Below are 23,553 nucleotides of genomic sequence, written 5' to 3' on the forward strand. Positions count from 1 at the left end.
TTTTCAAGATAGCCATGTTCATAGTCAAACTTGATTAAACCGAGAGTTGCCTATGGCTTGTTATTAGAAAAGACTATAGCTCTATCCCCTTGTCACGGAGATTAGCCAGACACTCCTCATAGTAGGCAGCGTCATGTTCGCTATAGATAGGACTTTGCAATTTCTCCTCTGCTAAGTCTTCATAGGAAGGACAGGTCTTGCCACGGTAGTTCTTGTCTAGCCACTCTGGACTGACATTGTAGCCACGGCTAGCCATCTCCTCCATGATCAAACGATGATAGGCATAGAGACGATAGGGCGAGTAGGTAAAGACATAGTCAACCGTCGCATGCTTTCTGCCCCAGCCATTGCCACGCAGGGCGCAACACTCTCGATGTTGCCCCAAAAGTTGAGGACGGGGAAGTTGTGAAATTAAGGCCTCATGCCAAAGTCTCATGGGAGTCTCCTTTCAGTAACGTTGAATGTTGCAAATAGGTATTTGGATAGCGTTCAAGCAAGTCTCGAGTCCTAGCAATCAAATCTTCCTTGGAAGCTTGACCAAAGCGATAGCGATCCAGCAAGATCATATAGTCCTTACGCTCAGCATCTGTCGCTTTCTTTTTGAAATAGCCCCAAATATGCTGAAAGGCATTGCAAACCTGACCCCTGTGCTCTGGAATCTGGCAGGCACGATCAATCATCTCTTGAACCTGACTCACCTCCACCACTTCTTGCTTGAGATACTGGCGAATGTCCTTGTAAATATTGCTAGAATGGCTCAAAACAAGGTATTTATTTTCCGCCCAGAGTTGCTGACAAAGGGCACGTTGGTTGTTATTTTCCATATTTCTCCTAACTTTCTACTAGTTCCCAGGAAATACGGAAACAAAGTTATTTCTATAAAATGAGCGAATTAATTACTCCATCACCCTTTAAAGTTTTTCAAAAACTCTTTGAGTTCTGCATCAGCTTCTGGTGTGGTTCCGTGGAGTTGACCGAGCATTTCAAGTAGAGAAGCGGTTTGGCTTTCGATATCTTTATTTGTATCGTTAATCTTGCTGACGATGTCTGTCAGTGGCTCTACTTCTTCTTCCTCAAAAGTATCCACATAGCGAGGGATATTGAGGTTGTAGTCATTTTCGACGATTTCTTCATAGCTTGCTAGATGGGCAAACTTATCAATCTCCTCACGAGACTTGTAGGCTTCCAGAATCTTCTCGATATGAACATCCGTCATGATATTTTGATTTTTCCCTTTATCAAACTCCTTAGAGGCATCGATAAAGTAGACATCACGGTTGGTACGGTTCTTTTTGAGAATGATAACCGTAGTCGGAATGCTGGTATTAAAGAAGATATTGGCAGGTAGCCCGATAACCGTATCAATAGCTCCTTCTTCTAACAAGGCCTTGCGAATGGTTCCCTCCGCATTTCCACGGAAAAGAACACCGTGAGGAAGGACGATAGCCATGACCCCATTATCCTGCTTGAGGTGGTAATACCCATGCAAGAGAAAGGCAAAGTCAGCCTTGGACTGGGGTGCCAGTTTTCCAAAAGGAGAGAAACGAGGGTCAGCCATAAAGCCAGAGCTTGCTGACCACTTGGCAGAGTATGGCGGGTTCATGAGAACACCATCAAAGTTGGTCGGCTCTTGTGTTGGCCAGTCTTCATCCAGTGTATCGGCATTGTGGAGAAATTGATTCTCAACTGGAACACCGTGTAGGATCATGTTCATCCGAGCCAGGTTATAGGTCGAGGTATTGAGCTCCTGACCAAAGTAGACAACCGTCTGCGGTTTATGAGAGTATTTCTTGGCATTGAGCAAGAGAGAGCCAGAACCCATAGTCGCATCATAGATGGTAAAGCCTTCCTGATCTTCACGACCCAAAAAGGCAATCTGAGTCATGAGCTTGGCAACAGGTTGAGGCGTATAGAACTCACCAGCTTTCTTACCCGAGTCAGTCGCAAACTGACCGATCAGATACTCATAGGCATCCCCCAGCATATCACCAGCATGTCCAGCCACATCCAGCACAGCCAACTCTTTCATGACTGCTGCTACTGTTTGGTTTTGCTTTTGTGGAGTTGCCCCTAGCTTTTTAGAGTAGAGGTCGATATCTTCAAAGAGATTTTCATAGAGGTCATCACTCTGCTCGATATCACGAAAACCTTGAGCCAAGTCTTCCAGCTGGAAAGTCCCTTCATTGACACGTGCTACCAGAGCCGTAAAGGTCAAGTCTGGCTTAATGATATAGTTGAGCTCGTCATTCATGACAGAGACCAGATCCTCGTGGGCCTCCGCATCCTCGTAGTAGTTGCGATAGACCTCAAGGGCATCCTCTAGACTATCCGTCCCCTCTTCCATAGTCTCAGCCACGAAAAAGAGCATCTTGTCTGACAGATACTTATAAAAGACCATGCCTAAAAGATAGGACTTGTAGTCGTTGGCATCCATCTTAGAGCGGAGAACATCCGCTGAGTTCCACAGGGCTTGGTAGAGCGACTGGGAAGTTTGTGTTGTTTCCATAATGTTTCTTTCTAAGTTTTACAAATATTTTTCAAAAAGTGATTGTTTAGGAATAACCAATCACTTCTCTTTCTACCGTTTGAATCAAGTCCAAAGGAATATCAGAAACAGGAAGTTGATAAACGATATTTTTTCGAGGGTTATAAAATCCAAGATTTTCGATAGACAGGAAGTCAGGATCATAGGAATGTAAACCCATGATATAGTATACAAGGACTTGTAGCGTATGGTCTTTATTTGGAGTTGTTTTAGTCACCTTAAAATCCCATAATGTATCCTTGGTCAGAAAATCTCCATCACCCTTATCAATCGTGTCTGTATAACCTCCAAGAAAATGAAAGCCATCCTTTACCAAAGGACCATAGAGGTCGAAAAAGCAAAGACTTCGTTCTACCATGATACGAATATTCTCTATCGTTTCGGCATCCACTGAAATTTCCTCAAAAGGCTTATAATACTTGATCCCCGCACGAAAAACGACATCAAAAGAAACCAAACGACACGCACTTTCTATCGATAAGTCATCCAATCCTGTAACCAAATCAAGAAGTGCTTCTGCTAGGTCTCCCATACCAACCATCTGAGCTCCCTTGAGAGAAATTCTGAAAGCATCACAGGCTTCTGCCCCTTTCATAAAACGAGTCAAGTAGTCAACACAAATCCCCACTAAACTTGGAGATACGGACTCTACAGGATGCAGAATTCTATGGTCTTCGAACTGCTCTACTGAAAATAACTTGATGGGCAAGTAGCCACCTCGAGGTTGGTTAATTTCTTTGATACGTTGTGTTACAGATACCATGAGTTCTCCTTTTAATTATATAAAATACGTAATACCCAGTAATGTTTAGTTCACGCTTATCCAAATTTGAAAAATGACTCAATTCATTTTTTCTTTGCTCTCAGTTTTCTTGTGCCTGCTTCAACCTTATCAGCATTTTTCTTATTTTCCAATTTTTCATTAAATACTGTTTTATCAATAATTGTCTTGATTAAATTATCAAGTTCTGTTCCTTCCGAGTAATCTGCTGGTACAAAGTAATCAATACGACTATCACGAGTCATTTTGTGGACTTTTTTTCTGTCATTGGTTTTTGGATTGAATACACCGATAGAATAGCCCCCTCGCATTTTAACTAATTTCATACAGGGGATATCAGTATCACTATCACCCAGATAAATCATATTTCTGAAAGGAACTCGTAAATCACTCTCTGGGAAAAATTCATTGACTGCAGAGTCATTTACATCTAAAATACCTTTGGTAATTCTAAAAAGAAATTGAGTCTTATTGGTGTAATTCACTACTTGAGCAGGCCAGACTGCAACCCCATTTTCATCACAATAAAAAGAAGTCGCATAAATTTTCTTAAAGGCCCCCTTCTTAGCTATTGAAGTGCCCTCTATCATCTCTTTCAAACCCGATGAAATAATATAGTGCTCAACAGTTACACCTCGTTCTTCCCCATACTTTCTGATTCGTTCAAACCAGCCTTCAACCCCATCGAATAATGCTACTTCTGAACCAAACCTAGCTAACTCTGTCTTTGTAAATAGGACTTTCCCTGCAGATTCTGTTTTCATAGTATACATATAGGCTAGATTTTGGTCCATATCATTTTTATGGGCAAAACCATTTGACTTCTTCCAAAACTCTCCAATTTCATACCCTAGCTCCTGGATAAACCCTTGAGCTTGCATATCATCAGGAGACAGCGTTTTATCAAAATCATAACAAATGGCTACAACAGGTTTATCATCTTTAGAGAGATGATTCGATTTTACTTTTGACATAAGGTTGTTCTCCTTTTTATATAAACATATCCTGCAAGAGTTTCTTTTTCAAAGTCTCAAGCTGAGAAATTTTTTCTTGGTAAGAATTGATGAGATTATCAAGGTTTGAGAAATAGGCGCCGATGGCTTGTTGTTCAGCTATTGGTGGTAAATAAAATGGAATCTCTGAAAAAGTTGGGAACTGTACACGTTGTTTTTCAATTAGACTTCCTGTTGCAAACTGTTTATATTGATAAATTGCATACATTGTTTTCAATAAAATTTTTAGAAAATCATTATCAAATTTTTCTATATCTCTATTTTTTATCACAATATAATAACCAGAAACTGAAATAGTAACTTCATTATTGTTTAAATCTAAAGCACCTAATGTAAGATTCATTGGATTATAAACAAACTCATTTAAGTTAACCTTTTTAAATTTATCATTCTTTTTTACCAAAAAATCTCTTTTGTAACGATCCGTTTTAGGTGTTAATCCCTTCTCAACTGTTAAACTCCATAACTCATTCTCTACTGAAGGTTCAATATAATTTGATACTTGTTCAAAAATATCACCTAGATAATACTTCTGCCATTTACCTTCAAATCCATCCATACGAATTTCAGGAACTGTCTGTCCAGCTTTTGGAAACATCTTGGAGAGCATGGTCGCCTTGAGAGATTGGTAGTTAGCGAGATTGTCCTTGTAGCTAGCCAGAAGGTCGTCGAGGGTGCGAAAAAGGGAGCCTATTGCAGATTGTTCCTCTTGACTAGGGACTGGAACCTTGGTATTACGAAGCGTTTCTAGCCCCAAAAATTTTTGAGTATTCCCTGCCATTTCAATTTGAATATATTTATTGAATAAGTTCGTTTTTAAATATTGCAATAAAAATTGATTTTGTATTTCTCCACTATTTTTTATCAATCCTACATTTTTTATAGCAAATCCATCTGAATCAACTAAAACAGGCTTCCCTATTGTACCAATAAGGCCAAGCAGAATATCACCGACTTCCACTTTTGAACGTTTATTTATCTCATTATAATCTGATTCAGAAATTAATGATGCATCACATAGATTTAATCCAGAATCTGTTAAATTCTTTGAAGTTACTAAAGGATATCCATTTTCAATATATTTTGGAGATGAGTGAGTCCCATCTCGAACATCTTTGACTTCTTTTAGATCCCTATATAGCCATTCTTCTTTAATTTCACTTACTCTAATCAGTGGCATATGTTTCTCATTTTTCCTTTTTATACTTAATATTATATGCATTTGCATATTCATTGTGAAATTGATAAGCTACATTCAATTCGATATTAGGCATCATATTTGAATAACCCTTTTCCTTCAATGACCAATGTTTAATATCATCTTTCTCAGGTGTTATAGTATCAAAATAACAAATCAGATTAGCATCAAACATCAATTGGAGTAGATAATCCGGGGAGGAAAGTTTATTTGAACTATGTTGCAAACTAATATTACTATTATTATAGGCATCCACAAATTCAGGATATGTAAACTTCTTATGTATTCCTAATTTATTCAATGATCTAAGAAAATTATCAAATACTTTTAATTCGTCTCTAGAAATATAGACAGACATATAATCTGCTAATTCCGTTTTTAGATAATCGTGATACTCTTCCTGTACTCTTTTCAAATCTTTCTTACTAAAAATGTCCTTATTCTTAGAATTTTTATTTTTCTCAATTACTAAATTCAAAAGCGTTAAAATATCTCGTGGTTTATAATTTGAAAAGTATAAAAATTGCACAAAAGAGTTAAGTTTATCAGGGCTTGTAATCGGTTTATAAGGATATGAAAAATAGTGATCCCACGTCTCTCCAAGCATTTTACTTGGTTTATCCTGTTGTTTTGAAAGGTAGTTATCTGCTAGCCGAAATAATAAACCTTGTCTATAATTTTTATCAGCAGTTTCCCATTTTAAATACACTGTATTATTTTTAAGTATTTGACCACCATTATATAATTTCATATCGAAAAGTAAATCTGGCCTAATTAATAAACAAATTCTTACCCCCATACTTCTCAACTTTTTATCACTGTTCAAATTTGCAACTGCATTTGCTAAACCTTCAATACATGCTTTATACACTTCATAATCAACATTCTCTGGTAAGATATCAATTCCATCTATAAAGAAGTCGATAGTTTTTGAAAAGTTTACTTTTTCAAAAAGTTGTTTTGACTCATTGAATAGCTCTGTTAAAGCCATTGAGGTTTTTTGCAAATGAGATGTTGAAGTATTCTGCTCACCACTTTCTCCATTAATTTTGGAGCCTACACCAGTTTTATGTATAGTTAACTTAGCAGAGAGCTCTGAACTAATTTTTTCAGTGTATGATTGAACCACATCTAGGATAGCTTGAAAGTTTGGATCATACGCATTCCGATGAAACTTTTCTATAAAAGATGATATCCTATCAATTTTCTTTTTATAAAAAATTCTTTTGTATATGTTTTTCTTCAAATCATTCTTTATGTAGCTTAAAATCATCATCATAATGACATTTTCCCATATCTCATGATATGGAGTATTCTCTAACTTTCCTCTCTGTTTTAAGCCAATGAACTTATAAAACATTTGAGGAGGAACTCGATTAAGTTCTGCTATACCTTTTCTTTTATTATTGCAATAATATACAGCATAAGCTGTTTTCCCAGAACCCTTTTCACCAACAATAAAATAAGTATTCTGATTAGATATTAATTCATAAAACTCGTCCTTTAAAAATACTCTATCAAATAATTTTTCATCGAGTTTATTTCTTGCCTCATTAAAGTCATCTGCATTCGTACTTAGTGTCCTTAATTCGCTGACTTTTTTAAATTTCTTTTCGTTTTGTACCATTATATTTCATCCCCCATTTATTTCTCACAATCAAAAAGCATTTTAAGTATAATTTTTAAAAATTATACTCCTACATTTTCTCATAATAAAATTATACCACGAATCCACCAAAAAACGCCTTTAGATAATAATATATCTAAAGACGTTTATTTTTTATCCAGCTACTTGTGTCGCTTCTTCTACTTTCACTTTCTTATCCTTCTTACTCGAACCACTCAATCGTCGTTTACTGTCTCGGATTGTGTTTAGATCCTTGAGGAGTTTGGTTAGGTGTTCCTTTTCAGGATAGGCTTCTGCACTGGCTGCGGTAAAGCGCATAAAGAGGTCGTAGATACTAGTTAGTTCTGTGCGGACTTGTTTGGTCTTGCCAACTTCCTTAGTAGACTTATAAGCACGCGCCTGACTTTCCACTTGATCATACTCCTCTTGCGCAATAGTGACTGCCTGTAGCATCGGTGTCAATCCAAGATTCGTCACAGCTGTTTGGTATGGTTCCTCACTTAGTGTTTTGAGAAGACTCTTGACCTCTGCCGTTTCAACATCGTTACTGTGCTTGGTGATATCCTTGTACTTAGTAAATACTGGCTTAAGCGTCTCATAGGCTTCCTTAAGACTGCTTTCTTTGATTTTAGCAAATCCTCTATGAAGTGTAAAGAGACCGACTAAAGCACTATCTCTTTCCTTATCCACTGTTGTCAAACTAGTAGACTCCTTCTTCTCCACACTAGCAAGTTGAGCTTGATAATCTGATAGCTTACTCTTGAAGGAATCAAGATGCTTGCCGTACATAGTCTCATCCTTGTGAGACTTTGTGAAATCTTCTAAGACTTGACTTGTGTCAATCATCAAGCTTTCAAATTCTCGATTAGTAAAGTTAGTATAGCTTAGCGGACGGATGTTATAAGTTTTTGTCATGTTGTGACCTTTCTATTTTTAATGATTATTTTCTATTTGTTCAAACCAATAATGGAACAATTCTGCTAAATAAAGTTGCGGCTGATTTGTCTTTACGATACTTCTTTGTCTATCCTTTGGAACCAAAGAACTTCCCTCTGTTTTATAGGCCTGTATTAAAATAGCTACGATTCCAATTAGACAGATCACCAAAAAACTATGAATCCAATCATCATCAACTGTTTTGTTTTTCTTCATCAGAATTTCCCCTTTAAGTTTATAGATAAATAGTAACAGATAAAAATGAAATTTTAAGCATCGTTGGCTCAACTGACTCTTTTTTCAGCTCAACAGCACACTTTTAGAATTTTTGTAACGTTCAGAGGACAAATCTAACATTTCAAAAATAAAAAATCTCTATCTGACTGGACAAATACCTTGTCTGTCAGATAGAGACTTTTACTATTTTTAGATTTTAACCTTTCTAGCTTTAGAATGCATATAAACTTTAGGAGAGACGACTATTCGAAAGTTCGAAGACCTAAAAACTTTCTCAGCTAGACTATTCGTAGCTTAGAACACTCATAAATTTATGCATTCCTTATCATTCTAAGCTTAGACCACATATAAACTTTAGGAAGTCTATATCTTCGAAACTTCGAAGGACTATCTCCCCACTCTGAGTGGCTCAATCACCTCTTCTATCAGTTGGGTATAGGCTTCTTTGATTTGTTTTTTATAGAGGAGTGGGTTGAGGGCATCTGCCACGTCAACTTTATAGTCCTTGTAGCGCTGACTCTTGGTCAGTTGGCTTTCTCCTAGTTGCTTTTTAGCGCCCTTGCGGTAGTGATTGACATAGTAGCGGAGTTCATCTTCACCCACATACCAGGTCTTACTAAATTCTTGGATATGCTGCTGGATGACTGCTTCAATCATCTGGTCAAGGATATTGGCGATGGATTGACCTCTGTAGCGGTCAGGATTTGCCTGTACTTCTTGCCAAAGTTCTGAGATGATCTGTGCCAGATTTGGATTGGTCTTCTCCAGACTTTGGATAAAGGTATCCACTGCTTCTCTATCCTGTGCGCTGAGACTCTTTTCCGTACTTTTCTCTTGCTCGAGCAGGCTTTGAATCAAGGTCAGGATATAGGCGTAGTTAATCTCATCGACTTGAATAGACTCCAGTTCGTAGTGGATATCCAGTGGCTCCCCATCTTCATCACCATCTTCTGAACGACTTTTAAGTTCGGCAAGGATATTTTGATAGAAGCCTAGATAGTTTTCCAATTCTTCTGCGGTTAGTCCAGTCTCTGCATAGATTTCTTCCTCGTCATACTCTTTATAAACTCGGATAGAAGCCAAGTATTTATCAAAGGATTGATAAGCCTTGGCTAGTTTTCTCAATTCAGGCGTAGAGATTTGTTCGATTTGGAGTCCTTCTTCGGGGTCATCGGTGATTAGATTTCGAAAGTCGCTACAACTTCTCAAAAAGTTTCTCTTTTCCTCTTCCCAGCTAGGGGCTAGGACATCATTTTCACCACCATTTGAGTAGAGCTTGAGGGCATTATCGACTGCTTCCTTAAAGGCTAGTGGCTTTTGGAAGGTGATGATATGACCATAGGTCTTACTAGAATCAAAGATCCGGTTGGTTCGACTAAAAGCCTGAATCAAGTCCTGCGGTTGCATTGGTTTACGATCGATAAAGAGGGTCGATAGACAAGGTGCATCAAATCCTGTTAAGAGACGATTGACCACGATAACCAAGTCCAACTGCTCATTGCGATAGAGATATTTGTCTTGCTTACGGGCAAGGCGGTTATTGACATCGGTATTAAAGCCACGGAGATCTGCCATGGTAAAGTGAGTATCAAACTCTCGGTTATAGTCTTCTAAGACCTGTTTCATATGGTCTTGGTTGGCTCTTGAGTCCTCTTCATTTTCTGTGACAGAGTAGGTAATGGTAAATTTCGGAAAGTCTGGAAGGAACATCTTGACTCTCTCTGATACCTTGACCCGTGTTTGACCAGCCTTGACTCTTTTGAGAAGGTCATAGTAGGCTTGAGCTTGAGGGATAGACTTGACCGTCAGAATGGCATTGTAGGTATTGCCCACACCTTTTTGGATGCCTAGTTGTTGGCGGGATTTATTGATAATGGCATCCAAGACTTCCAGCATGTGCTCCTCATTTTCGTAGACAGTATCTGGTATTTCATTTTCAGACTGGTCTGTGATGAGGGTATTGCGATAATCCACCTTAAAGCCTAAGACAGCTCCGTCATGGATGGCTTCCTTGACTGTATACTCATGGAGACGGTCTCCATACTGTTGCTGGGTGGTTTGAGCTAGGTCACCGACCTGCTGGCGTTTATTTTCCTTAAAGATGGGCGTCCCTGTAAATCCATACCAAAGGGACTGAGGGAAAAAGGCTTTAATGTCTTTTTGTGTTTGTGGCGTCACGGCACGGTGGCATTCATCCACGACAAAAGCCACTCGGAGTCCCTTGATTTTGTCCGCATCTCGTTGGTAAAGACCTTGGTCAAACTTGCGCATCATGGTGGTGATTTTCTGGATAGTTGTCACCACGACACGTTTATCATTACTGCCTAGTCGCTTGACCAAATCATGTGTATTGTCCGTCTCATCGATATCAATGACATCATTGGTCGCATATGAGAGGAAGGATGATGTAGTCTGTTGGTCCAAGTCCCTGCGGTCAACTACAAAAATCGTCTTTTGGATGGAAGGAATCTGAAGGAGATTCCTCGCTACCTTATAAGATGTCAAGGTCTTCCCTGAACCTGTCGTATGCCAAACATAGCCTGATGCTTGTTGGCGAGAGGCTTCCTGCACCGCTTCGATAGCATGGATCTGGTAGGGGCGCAAGAGGATGAGAGATTTCTTGCTATCATCAATGACAGAATACTGCATGACCATCTGGTGCGCACGAGGGATCGAAAGGACTTCGTGGGCAAAGCTAGTCAGATTTGTCACAGGATGATTGTCCTTATCCACCCACTTGGTTAGAAATTGCTTGTTGAGTTTATTTTCACGAGTTGCAGCGATATAGCGAGTATCAACTTTGTTGGTCACAACAAACATCTGCAAGCTAGAGTAGATACCACGGAATTTCCCTTCACGGTCATATTTTTTAATCTGATGAAAGGCATCAATAAATGCTGCTTGGGAACTCTTTAACTCGATTTGAATCATAGGCAAGCCATTGATGAGAAGAGTAACATCCAGTCTACGGTCTTGGTCCAGAGGATTTACTTTTTCTCTTTGGACTTGATTGACTACTTCGTAGCTAGACTTTCCTGCTGCGATATTGTCTCGCCAAATAACTGACAAACGGATGGTGCCTAGGCTAGCATCTTCTCTTTGAACCTCGACTTTGGCAATGCCGTTTTCACCGACCAACCACTTGGCAGCATCATAGTAGCTAACAAAGTTGAGTTGATTTTGAATCTGGCGTTTTTCTTGCTCAGTCAAGGGATGGTCTGCAAGCAGAGCAACGTTGTTTTGGGCTAGTTTCTCAAAAAAATTGTCCCATAGTTGTTCTTCTGTTTTTAGGTCTTCTCTATAAGTCCATTGGCTTTCACCAGTTACCAGCTGGTTAATCAGTTGTTTTTCTATTTCCAGTTCTGGTTTTACCTGCATCTATATTTCTCCTTCAGAGGTTGACATTCTAGTTATTATTATATCATAGTCCTATCAGAAAAACTTCCGCTCCCTCCCTACTTCAACGCACTTTTTACCTTTTTCTTAGTTATGATGCGGTCATTTTTGTTGGCTAGGGATTTGAGTCGGGCTTCGAGTAAGACTTTTCTGCCTGCTTCGTTGCGGGTGTAGACTAACTGGTAATCACCTAGCTGAGGTGCGATTGCGTCTAGAAAGAGCTGAGCTTCTTCCTTGCGCTTTTCAAAGAGGCTAGGAACTACAAAATACTTGGATTGACCTTCTGGTGCTTTTTTTGCTACTAAGAGGTAGCGTTGATTGTCCACGGGAGCAAAGAATTCGCCCAAGGTCTGAGAGAAGAGCTCCTTATCTCGCATACTGCCACCTTTTAGATAGGCAAAAACGCAATAGCTATCCTTATCTTCTTCCACCTGCACGCGCGACCGATCATCAGAAAGATGCCCCATCTTTAGCATGGCATTACGAATACCTTCACCCACCTGACGTAGGCGTACATAAGGACTCTTGTAAAAGAAATAACGGACCAAAGCAATAGTAAGCAAAACAAGACTAATAGTCGTTAACCAAGCAAGACGAATACCATTTGTTTTAAAAAGATAGAGGAGGAGATTAACTGCAATCAATAAGAAAGAATAGCGAACCCACTTTTCAGCATCAACCAGTGTCAAGAGAGGGATTTGCTTGCGATCGGTTGCTACCTCATTGACAATCTCTAGTTTATCCGCAACTACTAACGCCTCCTGCCATTTTTTGCGAAGGGAGCTACGGTCCTTGGACAATTCCTTGATTTTCTGATTATAGGCTTTAATCTTACTTTTCTTAAAAGGAGGTTTTGGGAAGTCCAAGCGATCCAGCCCTGTCTCGATGGTATCCTCCTTATAGGATAAACCTAGAAAGTGCTCCATCCGACGAGTTAGACTGAGTAAATCTTGATAGGGATTATCCTTATCTACTTCCTCTTCATTTTCCTTTTCCCTCAAGAAAAGATTTTTTGTATAGGGTTTGATGGCTACTAGGTGCCAGATATTGCTGGTCTTATCTGGATGTCCTGGCCAGATACGGATAGCACGGCCCCGCATCTGATTACTAAGCATAAAGCTTCCGACAAAACTTCCTAGGATGAGAGAGTTGACACAAGGCGCATCCCATCCTTCTCCCAAGAGAGACTTGGTTCCGACCAAGACCTGGATAGAACCACGTTGGAAGAGCTCGGTCACTGCAGCGACCATCCCCTTAAAGCTAGATGGAAATCCTACTTGGAGATAGGCGCCTTGATCGAGTTTTCCGATGGCTGAGAAGGTCAAGTTGGTATTTGGGATGAGTTCTTCGAGTTCTTCCTTGACACTGGCCGGTATGATAACGACACTACCTGAAAGGACTGCTATTGGGACAGAAAGACCTTGTTTTTGTGCACTGCGGCGAATAGTTTCAAAGTAAGGGAGGACACCTAATTGCGTGATTGGCGCTTGGTCATCTCCCAGATAACTAGCAAAATCCTTGCGGATATAGTCCGCCAAGACTAACTGTCTCAAGTCCTGACCTAGACTAGCATACTCGGTTTCAAAGATAGATGCGATGCCAGCCAGTTTTCCTAGAGATTGATTGAGGATTTGGTCATTGACCTTGGATTTGACCAAAAAGACCTGACGTTTTTCAATCAATCCTCTTGATTTCAACTCAGCTTCTATCTTTTTCTTTGTCTCCTGTGGATCCTCATACCAGTCGGGTGTCTGATAGAGAAGGCCTTGCAAGAGAACTTCTAGCCAGTAGTAATTAAGAGCAGGCAAGCCTTCCGCCCCCAGTAAATCTCGTAAGTGCTTAGGAATTTCTAGCTTTTGAGCCTGTAGATAAATGAGGAGGGCTGAGAGATACTTGGGATCTTCAAGGAGCATATCCGCAGAGATTTCTCCTTTGAGAACCTTGGAAGACCTAATGAGCGTCTGAAAATCAGGATCAACCACTAATTGGCTGACATACTTCCACTTGGTGTCCTCAAATTCTTCCAGGCGCTTGTCTTCTTCCTTGGTCGGAAAACAGATATAGACAAAGTCCTGGTGTGGGCAGAGGGTATCTTCCTTGACCAGTTCTGGCACCGTGATTTCTTGGTCAATCTCGCCACACATCTGGAGATAGCGTTCCCAGAGTTCTGGCTCACTGTCATAAGGCGGTGTTGCAGTGAGAGAGATAACTTGCAGTTGTTGGTAATTTTTACGGAAATCTTCTAGGCTTTTCCACCATTCATTTCTCAAGTGATGGCATTCGTCCAGACAGAGGGTTTCAACGCCCCTTTCCTTGAGGCTGGCAAGCAGGTCAAAGCCGACAAAGTCCTCAACTTCGCCATTATCTTCCTGAGATAGTACTTGTTGTATAGCACTGTGAAAGGCTTGGTAGGTGGCAATGGTAATTTGCTTCATGTCCTTGAGATTTTGAGACACGAGACTTGTGATCTGGTCCCCATCCTCTAAAAAGGCCTGGCGAATCCTATCTACCCATTGTTCCCGAATGGTAACAGTCGGCACCAAAACCAGAGCTGGCTTATCAAAGCGGGCAATCAACTCGATACCAATGGTTGTTTTCCCAGAACCTGGTGCTGCCACCAAGTGGACATGGCCATCTGCTTGATATTCCTGAAAGTTATCCAAGACCTGTCTTTGGTAGTTGCGCCAAGTGCCATTAAACTTCAATCCTAACATGATTTTCCTCATTCTAAGCTGCCATTTTCTTATTCCCATTTTACCATACTTGAAGCAAAGTCACATGAAGTACCCCATATAGTCTTTCTCCTCAAAATATGGTATAGTAGAATTATACTACTCAAGAGGAGTTTACATGTCACACGATAAAGAAATGAAAGCTGTTTCTCCCCTTCTACAGCAAGCAATTAATATTTCTTCCATCATCGGTGGAGTTGGTACTTTGATTTTCTGTATCTGGGCCTATCAGGCTGGAGTCTTGCATTCCAAGGAAACCCTATCTGCCTTTATCCAACAGGCCGGTATCTGGGGGCCACCACTCTTTATCTTTTTACAGATATTGCAGACGGTTGTTCCTATCATTCCAGGTGCTCTGACATCCGTTGCAGGTGTCTTTATCTACGGTCACATTATTGGAACTATTTATAACTATATTGGAATCGTTATTGGTTGCGCCATTATCTTTTACCTGGTTCGCCTCTACGGAGCACCCTTTGTTCAGTCTGTCGTCAGCAAGCGTACCTATGATAAGTACATCGGTTGGCTAGACAAGGGCAATCGCTTTGATCGATTCTTTATCTTTATGATGATTTGGCCGGTTAGTCCAGCGGACTTTCTCTGTATGTTGGCTGCTTTGACCAAGATGAGCTTCAAACGTTACATGACCATTATCATCCTTACCAAGCCCTTTACCCTGGTTGTTTATACTTATGGTTTGACTTATATCATTGATTACTTTTGGCAAATGTTCGCCTGATCACTAAAAAAGTTGATCAAAAACTCAATTTTATACTCAATGAAAATCAAAGAGCAAACTAGGAAACTAGCCGCAGGCTGTACTTGAGTACGGCAAGGCGACGTTGACGCAGTTTGAATTTGATTTTCGAAGAGTATTATCAGAAAATGAAAAAAATAAAACGCATAGTATCAAGGTTTTTCAATACCTGATAGTATGCGTTTTCTGATTATAAAAACTTTTTGCCCAGCCTCTTTTTGTTAACCTTCTTTTTTCAATAGGAGAGAAACAAGGACTGATGTCGCAATCATCCATGCTCCTAGAATGATAAAGGTCATTCGACCATTCGTTGTTACTAAGCCAATTCCTGAAAGAACAAAAGGTGTTAAGGAGGCACCAAAACTACATCCCAAAACAGCATAAGAAGTTGCTTTGTTGAGGAGCTTTGCTGGGATTCTCTCAGAAATTAACTGAAAGACTGTCGTAAGGGCAATGCTATAGGCAAATCCTCCTAAGACAGAACCTGCAACGACTACCCAAAGAGAAGGTGAAAGAGCAATGATGATTTGCCCAATACCAAAGGTTACACCCGCAACCAATAACAATTTTTCCTTAAAGGTGGAGATGAGGAAAGAAAAGCTAATACCCGCCAGAATCCCAATCAACTGCATGGCACTGAGTACCAGACTAGACAATTGAGCATCTCCAAAGCCTGCCTCAATCATGAGACTAGGAATACGGAAGGTAATAGCTGTATTGGTACATACAATGACTGCAGCTCCGACAGCTAGGAAGAAAATCAGCTGTAGCATGGAGCGAGTTAGTTTCGCTACTTCTTCTGTCTTTTGCTTGGACTCATGAACTTCTTCTTTGTTATAAGGGACAAAGAGAAGGAAGAGTACAAGAACCACTAGACCTGCAGCGTAGGCTAGGAAGGTTGCGGTCCAGCCAAAGGCCAAAAGCTGACCGACTGTCAAGGTCAAGATAGAGGCTCCCACCACCTCAGCTGATCCACGAAAACCGAGCATCTGGATACGAGTCTTGCCATGATACCGTTCACTGATGATCGAGATGGCCTTGGCGTTTAGCATCCCCACACCAATTCCAAAAAGAAGACGAGTGGCAAAGACAAAGTAGTATCCTTGATACCAGAAGGGAGCTGTTCCACTGATTGATAAAATCAAAAGTCCCAAAGTCAACTGGAGACGTTCAGGAAAAATCCGTTCTAAAACTCCATTTAAAAGGAGCATGGCCATAATCCCAAAGGATGGAAGGCTGACCAAGAGCTCGACCTGACCTGTCGAGTAGCCCTGATAATAGTCAAACATGGCTGGTAGGGCACTTGATATTGAAAATGATGTGATCAATACTAACGACAGGGAAAGTATACTCACTTTTTCCAAAAATTGTTTCATTTTATCCTCATTCATTATTTATGTTAAGTCAAAAGAGCTAGATATTACTCTAGAGATAAAAGATATCTTTCATCTAGTCCCTATAACTCTTTTAGCAAAAAGGTCCTTTCCTATCATACACTGTTTCCCAAAAATTGGCAAGCAACTGCTTTATAAGTTCAACATAAAAAGGGCTCTATAATATTTGTAGTGGGTAAATCCCCTATAGATATTATGGAGCCTATTTTGTTGTAGAAAAAAAGTCCCATATGACCTATAATGAAAAGCGACAAAACAACTCATTAGAAAGATTCATATGGAACAATTACATTTTATCACAAAACTCCTTGATATTAAAGACCCAAACATCAAGATTGTAGATATCATCAATATGGATACACACAAGGAAATCATCGCCAAACTGGACTACGATGCTCTATCTTGTCCTGATTGTGGAAGTCAAATGAAAAAATATGACTTTCAAAAACCGTCGAAAATTCCTTATCTTGAAACAACTGGTATGCCTACTAGAATCCTCCTTAGAAAGCGTCGATTCAAGTGCTATCATTGCTCGAAAATGATGGTCGCTGAGACTTCTATCGTCAAGAAGAATCATCAAATTCCTCGTATTATCAACCAAAAAATTGCGCAAAAGTTAATTGAAAAGACTTCTATGACTGATATTGCCCATCAGCTATCCATTTCAACTTCAACTGTCATTCGAAAGCTCAATGATTTCCACTTTAAGCATGATTTTTCTCGTCTTCCTGAGATTATGTCCTGGGACGAGTATGCCTTCACTAAGGGAAAAATGAGTTTCATTGCACAAGATTTTGATAATCTCAACATCATCACTGTTCTTGAAGGCAGAACACAAGCTATCATCCGCAATCACTTTCTTCGCTACGATAGAGCGGTTCGCTGTCAGGTGAAAATCATTACTATGGATATGTTTAGTCCTTACTATAACTTGGCTAAACAGCTTTTTCCTTATGCTAAAATCGTTCTAGATCGTTTTCACATTGTGCAACATCTTAGCCGTGCTATGAGTCGTGTCCGTGTTCAAATCATGAATCAATTTGATAGAAAATCCCATGAATACAAAGCTATCAAGCGCTACTGGAAGCTCATTCAACAGGATAGTCGTAAACTAAGTGATAAACGTTTTTATCGCCCTACTTTTCGCATGCACTTAACAAATAAGGAGATTCTAGACAAGCTTTTGAGCTATTCAGAAGACTTGAGACACCACTATAATCTCTATCAGCTCTTGCTTTTTCACTTTCAGAACAAGGAGCCAGACAAATTTTTCGGACTCATTGAGGACAATCTTAAACAGGTTCATCCTCTTTTTCAGACTGTCTTTAAGACATTTCTCAAGGACAAAGAGAAAATTGTCAACGCCCTTCAACTACCCTATTCCAACGCCAAATTGGAAGCGACCAATAATCTCGTTAAACTTATCAAACGAAATGCCTTTGGATTTCGGAACTTTGACAACTTTAAGAAACGAATTTTCATCGCTCTGAATATAAAAATGAAGAGGACATCAATTGTCCTCTCCAGATGTTAGTTTTTATTCAACCCACTACAGTTGACAAAGAGCCATAAAAAGTAGGACCATCCGACTCGGCGAAGCCTTGATGGTATCCTACTTTTATAGATTTTAGTAAACTATCTTACTTAGATTTTCAAGAATCGACGCATTGAGATTCCTGAACCAAGTGAACCGATACAGATTCCGATGAGGAACAAAAGACCAATCATCAATGGAATAAAGGTATCTGGGGTAATCAAGGATAGGTTTTGTCCAACCAAGGATGGGTTGACAGATTGGAATACTCGGTTATAGATAAAGTAAACCAAAACTGATGGAAGAGCTGCTCCCAACAAACCAATAAAGGCACCTTCTAACAAGAATGGGCCACGGATGTAGCTGTTTTTAGCACCAACCAAACGCATGATTTGGATTTCACGACTACGTGAAATGATTGTGATACGAATGGTATTTGAGATCAAGAAGACCGCGATGAAAATCAAGAGTCCTGCAATGAACAATCCCCAAACTCGGATGAAGGAAGCCAACTTGAAGAGACGCTCCGTATTGGCACCACCGTCTTGAACCTCAGAAACTCCTTCGATTTTCTTAGCTTCTTCAGCGACTGGTTTCACATCACTTGGTGAATTGGTATCTACTATGTAGGCATCATGAAGAGGATTGGCATCTCCTTCAAAAACCTTCCACTCGTCACCCATGGTTTCAGTCAGCTTTTGGTACTGCTCTTCTTTACTTGAGAAGGTTACATTTTTAACAGCTGGCATAGCCTTGAGGGCATCATAAACCTTGTGATAATCATTGTTTGTAACTGTTTGGCCTTCTTTGACGATGGTTTCACTATTGTCTTCAACGTCTTTACGGACATAAACCATGACACGTACGTTGTTTTCGATATCCGTTGCCAATTTTGCAGTATTAAAGATAACTGAGGCAAAAATAGCAACCAAGGTCAAGGTAATCATTACTGAACTGACAGCAGCAATGGTCATCCACCCATTACGCTTTAAACTCTTTAAAGCTTCGAATAGGTGGCGGAAAAATCTACTAATCATCGTATCCGTACTCTCCTTTCGCTTCGTCACGAACCACACGACCATTCTCGATGGCAATGACACGGTGGCGCAAGGTATTTACGATTTGGCTGTTGTGGGTCGCCATCAAAACAGTCGTACCTTGGAGATTGATGCGCTCCAAAAGGTTCATGATTTCCCATGAATTATCTGGGTCCAAGTTACCTGTTGGTTCATCCGCAATCAAAACTTTAGGATTGTTTACGATAGCGCGAGCAATGGCGATACGTTGCTGCTCACCACCTGACAATTCATTAGGGAATGAACGAACCTTGTGTTTTAAACCAACAAGATCCAAAACTTCCATAACACGTTTTTTGATATTGCGACGGCTTTCACCGACAACCTCCATTGCGTAAGCAATGTTCTCATAAACGGTTTTCTTTGGCAAAAGTTTGTAATCCTGAAAGACAACTCCAACACTACGACGAAGGAGCGGAATATCTTTCTTTTTAATCTTCACGAGGTTAAAACCGGCAACCTGCAAACTTCCTTTTTCAACTTTAACCTCACGATACAAGGCACGGATAAAGGTTGACTTACCTGCACCTGAAGGACCTACGATATAGGCAAACTCTCCTGGTTCAATATTTACAGAGACGCCACGTAGGGCTGTTGTCCCGTTGTCATACTTTTTGACAACATCTCTCATTTCAATGATCGACATGTGACTTCCTTTCTTTTAACTAATACGCCATTTTAGATAGGCATCGATGAAACCATCTAAGTCTCCATCCATGACCTTATCTACCTGCGCAACTTCAAAACTGGTACGGTGATCCTTCACCATGGTATAAGGGGTAAATACATAGGAACGGATTTGGCTTCCCCATGTGATTTCTTTCTTATCCCCCTTAAGGGCATCTACTTCAGCAGCTTTCTTTTCCTGCTCCATCTGATAGAGTTTTGCCTGAAGCATCTTCATCGCACGGTCACGGTTTCCGTACTGAGTACGGTCAACGGTTGATGCAACGACAATCCCTGTCGGAATGTGGGTCAAACGGACACCTGTTGAAACCTTGTTGACGTTTTGTCCACCTGCTCCACCCGAGCGGAAAGTATCCATCTTGATATCATCTTCTCGGATGTCAACTTCAATAGTATCATCCAACTCTGGCATAACCTCTACAGAAGTAAACGAGGTGTGACGACGCTTAGCTGAGTCAAATGGTGAGATACGTACCAAACGGTGAACTCCCATTTCTGACTTGAGAAGTCCATAAGCATTTGGCCCTTCAAAAGACAAGGTCACCGACTTAATTCCTGCTTCATCACCAGCTTGATAGTCCAAGACTTCAACCTTAAAGCCTTTAGCGTTACCATAACGAGTGTACATACGAAGGAGCATATCTCCCCAGTCTTGGGCTTCTGTTCCACCAGATCCTGGGTGAATCTCTAAAATAGCATTATTATGATCATAAGGCTCTGACAAGAGCAAGGTCATCTCGTAGCTAGTCATCATCTGATCTAGCTCAGCTAACTTCTCCACCAACTCATCCTTGACAGATTCATCCTCTGCTAAAAAGTCTAGTAAGATTGCAACCTCATCCTGCAACTCTTCCATGGTATGGAAGGTATTGTAGGTATTTTTTAGTTCGTTTAATTCTTGCGACGTTTTTTGGGCCGCAATATTATCGTTCCAAAAATCAGGTTCTGTCATTTTGTTTTCCAAAATGGCAATTTCTTCTTCTAACCCTTCGAGGTCAAAGAGACCCCCTAAAAGAAGCTAATTTTTCACGATTGGCGTCAATTTTTTGACGGATTTCTGAAATGTCCATATATACTCCTTTTTTGTATCGTTTTATTATACCATAATTTTTCTTATTTATCTAATCGGTGTTTTTTAAAATTTCTTATCAAAATATTTCGATTTGAAGACTAAGAGAATGTTTTCAACAATTTAGAGGGTAAAGAATCAAAAAACATCCCAAAGCTGATCAATATTCTCATCCTAAAAACATTGATCGATTCTCTGAGATGTATATAAATACTATTTTAAAAGAGAAATACCTGACAGAGCTGAACGCAGCACCTAATCAGCTTTCTAGCAAAGCAACTAAGATTATTCTTTATCTGCCTTCAAAATCGAAGTTTCTTGGGCATCTGCTGATTTTTCTTCCTTATCTACCGGCTTATCAGAATCCTTCTTAGGATCTTCTTGATTTCCCTGAACTTCTTCCTCTTTTACAGGATTTAAGCTCCAAATACCATCTTGATTGACCTTGTAGCCATCAGGTGTTGTTCCATTTCTTAGAAGTGAACCATTTGATTGGAAATAATACCAATTGCCATTCAGTTGTTTCCAACCAGTCTCCATAGCACCACTTACATTGAGATAATAACGAGCGCCATCGACATCTAGAAAATTTATTTCATTTTCATCATCCCACTACTTTTGAAAAACGAGATAATCACTATGACAGGAAAATTATGTTCAAGTACATTCACAACATTGTTTCAGCTAGGCATACCAAACTCTGCTATATCGCTAACTTCTATGAGAAAAGAAAAAGATAATCAGCAATAACTTCAACCAGACACATTCAATTACCTCTACACATCATTTCATTCGTTCAATGTATTATCTCATCATGCATAACAAACTTTACGATTACACTTCGACCCAAAATAGATAAAACTATTAATGCTGCATTATTTCAATACCTTGTTTCAATAAATACCAGATGAGGTGTTATTTTAGTATACCTTTTTTAGATTAATAAGTGTTAAAAATAAGACAGTAGCCTCTGGATAGCTACTGTCTTATTTAATTCTTAAAGCCTTGATAGACTTGATGAATGGTTGAAAAGAGTATTGAATGAATTGAGTTAATAACAATTATGATAGGTGAGTTGATCTTTTAATTTTAGCCAGTGCAAGATTAAGTGCATAGTGTAATGTTTTATCATTTGTTATAAAAAGAATAACGAAATAATAAACACCACAAGAGACAATTGTCGATAGAACCATGAATATCATATTAAGATTCACCGTAAAGGAGTCAACCTGGAAAAGCGTTTTAAAAACTAAATAAATAGGAATAAATCCAAGAGAGACAATAATGTAACGTAGTAGAGTCAAGAAAATTTCTTTCAAATCATGCAATTTATGTTTCTTGATAAAATAAATTTCTAGTAGTACTACGATAATTTCTGCAATAATAGTAGTACTGATGTAATATTCTGGTAAGAAAATATTATTGAAATATAAGAGACAGTTAAATAAAATATTGATCCCACCACCAATAAAGTAAAAAGCAGTTAACCGATTTTCGTGGTCATTAATGAATATAATTTGTCTACCAAGAATCAACTCGATTGCCCATATAATGCTCCTAAAAGCGAATAGGCTAGTAACGATACCAGCTTCAAGATACTTCTCAGATGAATAGATAACCGTTGCATACTTACCTAAAATCATGATTCCAATACTAGTTGGAATTGTAAGGAAATAAAATAATGATGCTGCTTGATTTACAAGGCTCTTATAAGAATTGTAATCTTTTTTTCCAAGATAATATCCCAGACGCGGGACACTTACGTTAATAGCTCCACCCAGAACACCGGCAATCAACATGACAATGTTGGAAGCGATGGTATAATAAGAAACGTAGTTTTCATCAGGTCCCTTGGTGATGAACAACCTATCAAGCAAAGTATAGAGCATGCTGGAATTTGCCAATAACAGCATGGTCAAGAGTGGTTTAGATGCTTTTACCAACTCAAGGAAGCCAATCTTGACAAAGGAAACTTCTCTCTTGATCCAAAGAAAACTAAGTAAATAATTCAGTACAGTTGTTGCACTCATGACAATTGCATATGGAACAATATCATCCGCTGTTTTTACAAATGTGAAGATAGTAACTAGCATAGTAATTCTAATGATCAACGTCTTGTAAAGTATGAAGGAATAATTTTCATAGGCTTCATTCATCCACTCAATATTGAGAAATTGAAATAGCGCTTGTGTACCTAAGATATAGTAGAGAACTTTAAGATTCTCAATACTAGTATCCAAGAAGATGAAGGTGAAGTAGATGCCAGTTGTAAAGATAGAAGTAAAAACAGAGATATAGAATAACTTAGAAAAGACATAATTAATTTTATTCTTATCATCCTTAACCTTACTGATAGCTCGAATCCCATAATTATATATTCCAAAGGCAGCGAGTGGAATAACAAAGCTGGCCCATGTATTAGCAGTATTAAAATATCCGTAGTTAGATTTACTTAGAATCCGCGTCAAATAAGGATTAGTTATCAGCGGAAAGACGATATTAAGAATATTAACTAGCAAGCTAGCCAAAGCATTGACTTTTATATTTTTCATTACACTTCCTTTCTTAACT

The 23,553-nt window shown here is 39.3% G+C and carries 18 protein-coding genes and 1 pseudogene; 2 read left to right on the forward strand and 17 right to left on the reverse strand.

What is annotated here, in order from left to right:
* Window positions 1-73: 73 nt before the first annotated feature.
* From RRU92_RS08835 to RRU92_RS08885, 11 genes and pseudogenes are all read right to left on the reverse strand, one after another.
* A complete protein-coding gene (locus RRU92_RS08835) occupies window positions 74-436 on the reverse strand; it encodes a TIGR02328 family protein (protein WP_315639418.1) in 363 nt (120 codons plus the stop codon).
* Entirely contained in the window at window positions 420-824 is a 405-nt protein-coding gene (locus RRU92_RS08840; RefSeq protein ID WP_315639419.1) for a YbgA family protein, read from the reverse strand. The genes RRU92_RS08835 and RRU92_RS08840 overlap by 17 nt, the downstream gene beginning before the upstream one ends.
* 80 nt (window positions 825-904) lie before the next feature.
* Window positions 905-2,506 carry a type I restriction-modification system subunit M gene (locus tag RRU92_RS08845; RefSeq protein WP_315639421.1) on the reverse strand — a complete coding sequence of 534 codons (1,602 nt, stop codon included), beginning with the start codon at window positions 2,504-2,506 and terminating at the stop codon, window positions 905-907.
* A gap of 46 nt (window positions 2,507-2,552) precedes the next feature.
* Entirely contained in the window at window positions 2,553-3,308 is a 756-nt protein-coding gene (locus RRU92_RS08850; RefSeq protein WP_315639422.1) for a hypothetical protein, read from the reverse strand.
* 116 nt (window positions 3,309-3,424) lie between these two features.
* A pseudogene (locus RRU92_RS08855) lies at window positions 3,425-4,300 on the reverse strand (HAD family hydrolase); the annotation flags it as partial.
* 16 nt (window positions 4,301-4,316) lie between these two features.
* A complete protein-coding gene (locus RRU92_RS08860) occupies window positions 4,317-5,519 on the reverse strand; it encodes a restriction endonuclease subunit S (RefSeq protein ID WP_315639423.1) in 1,203 nt (400 codons plus the stop codon).
* A gap of 7 nt (window positions 5,520-5,526) precedes the next feature.
* Window positions 5,527-7,164, reverse strand: coding sequence for a P-loop ATPase, Sll1717 family (locus tag RRU92_RS08865; protein WP_315639425.1), 1,638 nt, complete (start codon window positions 7,162-7,164; stop codon window positions 5,527-5,529).
* A 153-nt stretch (window positions 7,165-7,317) separates the two neighbouring features.
* Complete coding sequence (locus tag RRU92_RS08870) at window positions 7,318-8,079, reverse strand: DUF6261 family protein (protein WP_315639427.1); 762 nt, start codon at window positions 8,077-8,079, stop codon at window positions 7,318-7,320.
* An 18-nt stretch (window positions 8,080-8,097) separates the two neighbouring features.
* A complete protein-coding gene (locus tag RRU92_RS08875) occupies window positions 8,098-8,316 on the reverse strand; it encodes a hypothetical protein (protein ID WP_315639428.1) in 219 nt (72 codons plus the stop codon).
* A gap of 408 nt (window positions 8,317-8,724) precedes the next feature.
* Window positions 8,725-11,715 carry a type I restriction endonuclease subunit R gene (locus RRU92_RS08880; protein ID WP_315639430.1) on the reverse strand — a complete coding sequence of 997 codons (2,991 nt, stop codon included), beginning with the start codon at window positions 11,713-11,715 and terminating at the stop codon, window positions 8,725-8,727.
* Between the two features lie 77 nt (window positions 11,716-11,792).
* The gene (locus RRU92_RS08885) at window positions 11,793-14,447 is read right to left on the reverse strand and encodes a DEAD/DEAH box helicase family protein (protein WP_315639431.1); all 2,655 of its coding nucleotides are present in this window, start codon (window positions 14,445-14,447) and stop codon (window positions 11,793-11,795) included.
* 136 nt (window positions 14,448-14,583) lie between these two features.
* On the opposite strand from RRU92_RS08885, the gene RRU92_RS08890 reads away from it, so the two are divergent.
* Window positions 14,584-15,204, forward strand: coding sequence for a TVP38/TMEM64 family protein (locus tag RRU92_RS08890; RefSeq protein ID WP_049503131.1), 621 nt, complete (start codon window positions 14,584-14,586; stop codon window positions 15,202-15,204).
* Window positions 15,205-15,443: 239 nt separating this feature from the next.
* Here RRU92_RS08890 and RRU92_RS08895 read toward each other — a convergent pair whose 3' ends face one another.
* On the reverse strand, window positions 15,444-16,598 hold the full coding sequence (locus RRU92_RS08895) for an MFS transporter (RefSeq protein WP_315639432.1): 1,155 nt from the start codon (window positions 16,596-16,598) through the stop codon (window positions 15,444-15,446).
* A 295-nt stretch (window positions 16,599-16,893) separates the two neighbouring features.
* Here RRU92_RS08895 and RRU92_RS08900 point away from each other — a divergent pair, with 295 nt between their 5' ends.
* Window positions 16,894-18,150 (forward strand): ISL3 family transposase, encoded by a 1,257-nt coding sequence (locus tag RRU92_RS08900; RefSeq protein WP_315639098.1) that lies wholly within the window; start codon window positions 16,894-16,896, stop codon window positions 18,148-18,150.
* Window positions 18,151-18,260: 110 nt separating this feature from the next.
* Here the strand turns inward: RRU92_RS08900 and ftsX are convergent, their stop codons facing one another.
* From ftsX to RRU92_RS08930, 5 genes are all read right to left on the reverse strand, one after another.
* Window positions 18,261-19,187, reverse strand: coding sequence for a permease-like cell division protein FtsX (gene ftsX / locus RRU92_RS08905; RefSeq protein WP_000625530.1), 927 nt, complete (start codon window positions 19,185-19,187; stop codon window positions 18,261-18,263).
* The gene (gene ftsE / locus RRU92_RS08910) at window positions 19,180-19,872 is read right to left on the reverse strand and encodes a cell division ATP-binding protein FtsE (protein ID WP_223338957.1); all 693 of its coding nucleotides are present in this window, start codon (window positions 19,870-19,872) and stop codon (window positions 19,180-19,182) included. Before ftsE ends, ftsX begins: the two co-directional genes overlap by 8 nt.
* Before the next feature lie 15 nt (window positions 19,873-19,887).
* Window positions 19,888-20,983, reverse strand: a protein-coding gene (prfB, locus tag RRU92_RS08915; protein ID WP_148130293.1) for a peptide chain release factor 2 whose coding sequence is annotated in 2 segments (ribosomal slippage) — window positions 19,888-20,910 and window positions 20,912-20,983 — 1,095 coding nt in all. Because the reading frame shifts where the segments join, the coding sequence is not laid out codon by codon here.
* 284 nt (window positions 20,984-21,267) lie between these two features.
* Window positions 21,268-21,522 (reverse strand): hypothetical protein, encoded by a 255-nt coding sequence (locus tag RRU92_RS08920; protein ID WP_410530718.1) that lies wholly within the window; start codon window positions 21,520-21,522, stop codon window positions 21,268-21,270.
* Window positions 21,523-22,043: 521 nt separating this feature from the next.
* Complete coding sequence (locus tag RRU92_RS08930; RefSeq protein ID WP_248035313.1) at window positions 22,044-23,534, reverse strand: oligosaccharide flippase family protein; 1,491 nt, start codon at window positions 23,532-23,534, stop codon at window positions 22,044-22,046.
* Window positions 23,535-23,553: the final 19 nt, after the last annotated feature.

The sequence above is a fragment of the Streptococcus sp. DTU_2020_1001019_1_SI_AUS_MUR_006 genome, assembly GCF_032340315.1.
GTDB lineage: Bacteria > Bacillota > Bacilli > Lactobacillales > Streptococcaceae > Streptococcus.

What these genes read in the sequence shown, in the direction of transcription:
- RRU92_RS08835 (WP_315639418.1), bottom strand. Translation starts at nt 436, where the DNA reads ATGAGACTTTGGCATGAGGCCTTAATTTCACAACTTCCCCGTCCTCAA.
- RRU92_RS08850 (WP_315639422.1), bottom strand. Translation starts at nt 3,308, where the DNA reads ATGGTATCTGTAACACAACGTATCAAAGAAATTAACCAACCTCGAGGT.
- RRU92_RS08865 (WP_315639425.1), bottom strand. Translation starts at nt 7,164, where the DNA reads ATGGTACAAAACGAAAAGAAATTTAAAAAAGTCAGCGAATTAAGGACA.
- RRU92_RS08885 (WP_315639431.1), bottom strand. Translation starts at nt 14,447, where the DNA reads ATGTTAGGATTGAAGTTTAATGGCACTTGGCGCAACTACCAAAGACAG.
- ftsE (WP_223338957.1), bottom strand. Translation starts at nt 19,872, where the DNA reads ATGTCGATCATTGAAATGAGAGATGTTGTCAAAAAGTATGACAACGGG.
- RRU92_RS08880 (WP_315639430.1), bottom strand. Translation starts at nt 11,715, where the DNA reads ATGCAGGTAAAACCAGAACTGGAAATAGAAAAACAACTGATTAACCAG.
- RRU92_RS08920 (WP_410530718.1), bottom strand. Translation starts at nt 21,522, where the DNA reads ATGGAGACTGGTTGGAAACAACTGAATGGCAATTGGTATTATTTCCAA.
- RRU92_RS08845 (WP_315639421.1), bottom strand. Translation starts at nt 2,506, where the DNA reads ATGGAAACAACACAAACTTCCCAGTCGCTCTACCAAGCCCTGTGGAAC.
- RRU92_RS08870 (WP_315639427.1), bottom strand. Translation starts at nt 8,079, where the DNA reads ATGACAAAAACTTATAACATCCGTCCGCTAAGCTATACTAACTTTACT.
- RRU92_RS08875 (WP_315639428.1), bottom strand. Translation starts at nt 8,316, where the DNA reads ATGAAGAAAAACAAAACAGTTGATGATGATTGGATTCATAGTTTTTTG.
- RRU92_RS08930 (WP_248035313.1), bottom strand. Translation starts at nt 23,534, where the DNA reads ATGAAAAATATAAAAGTCAATGCTTTGGCTAGCTTGCTAGTTAATATT.
- RRU92_RS08890 (WP_049503131.1), top strand. Translation starts at nt 14,584, where the DNA reads ATGTCACACGATAAAGAAATGAAAGCTGTTTCTCCCCTTCTACAGCAA.
- RRU92_RS08860 (WP_315639423.1), bottom strand. Translation starts at nt 5,519, where the DNA reads ATGCCACTGATTAGAGTAAGTGAAATTAAAGAAGAATGGCTATATAGG.
- RRU92_RS08900 (WP_315639098.1), top strand. Translation starts at nt 16,894, where the DNA reads ATGGAACAATTACATTTTATCACAAAACTCCTTGATATTAAAGACCCA.
- ftsX (WP_000625530.1), bottom strand. Translation starts at nt 19,187, where the DNA reads ATGATTAGTAGATTTTTCCGCCACCTATTCGAAGCTTTAAAGAGTTTA.
- RRU92_RS08840 (WP_315639419.1), bottom strand. Translation starts at nt 824, where the DNA reads ATGGAAAATAACAACCAACGTGCCCTTTGTCAGCAACTCTGGGCGGAA.
- RRU92_RS08895 (WP_315639432.1), bottom strand. Translation starts at nt 16,598, where the DNA reads ATGAAACAATTTTTGGAAAAAGTGAGTATACTTTCCCTGTCGTTAGTA.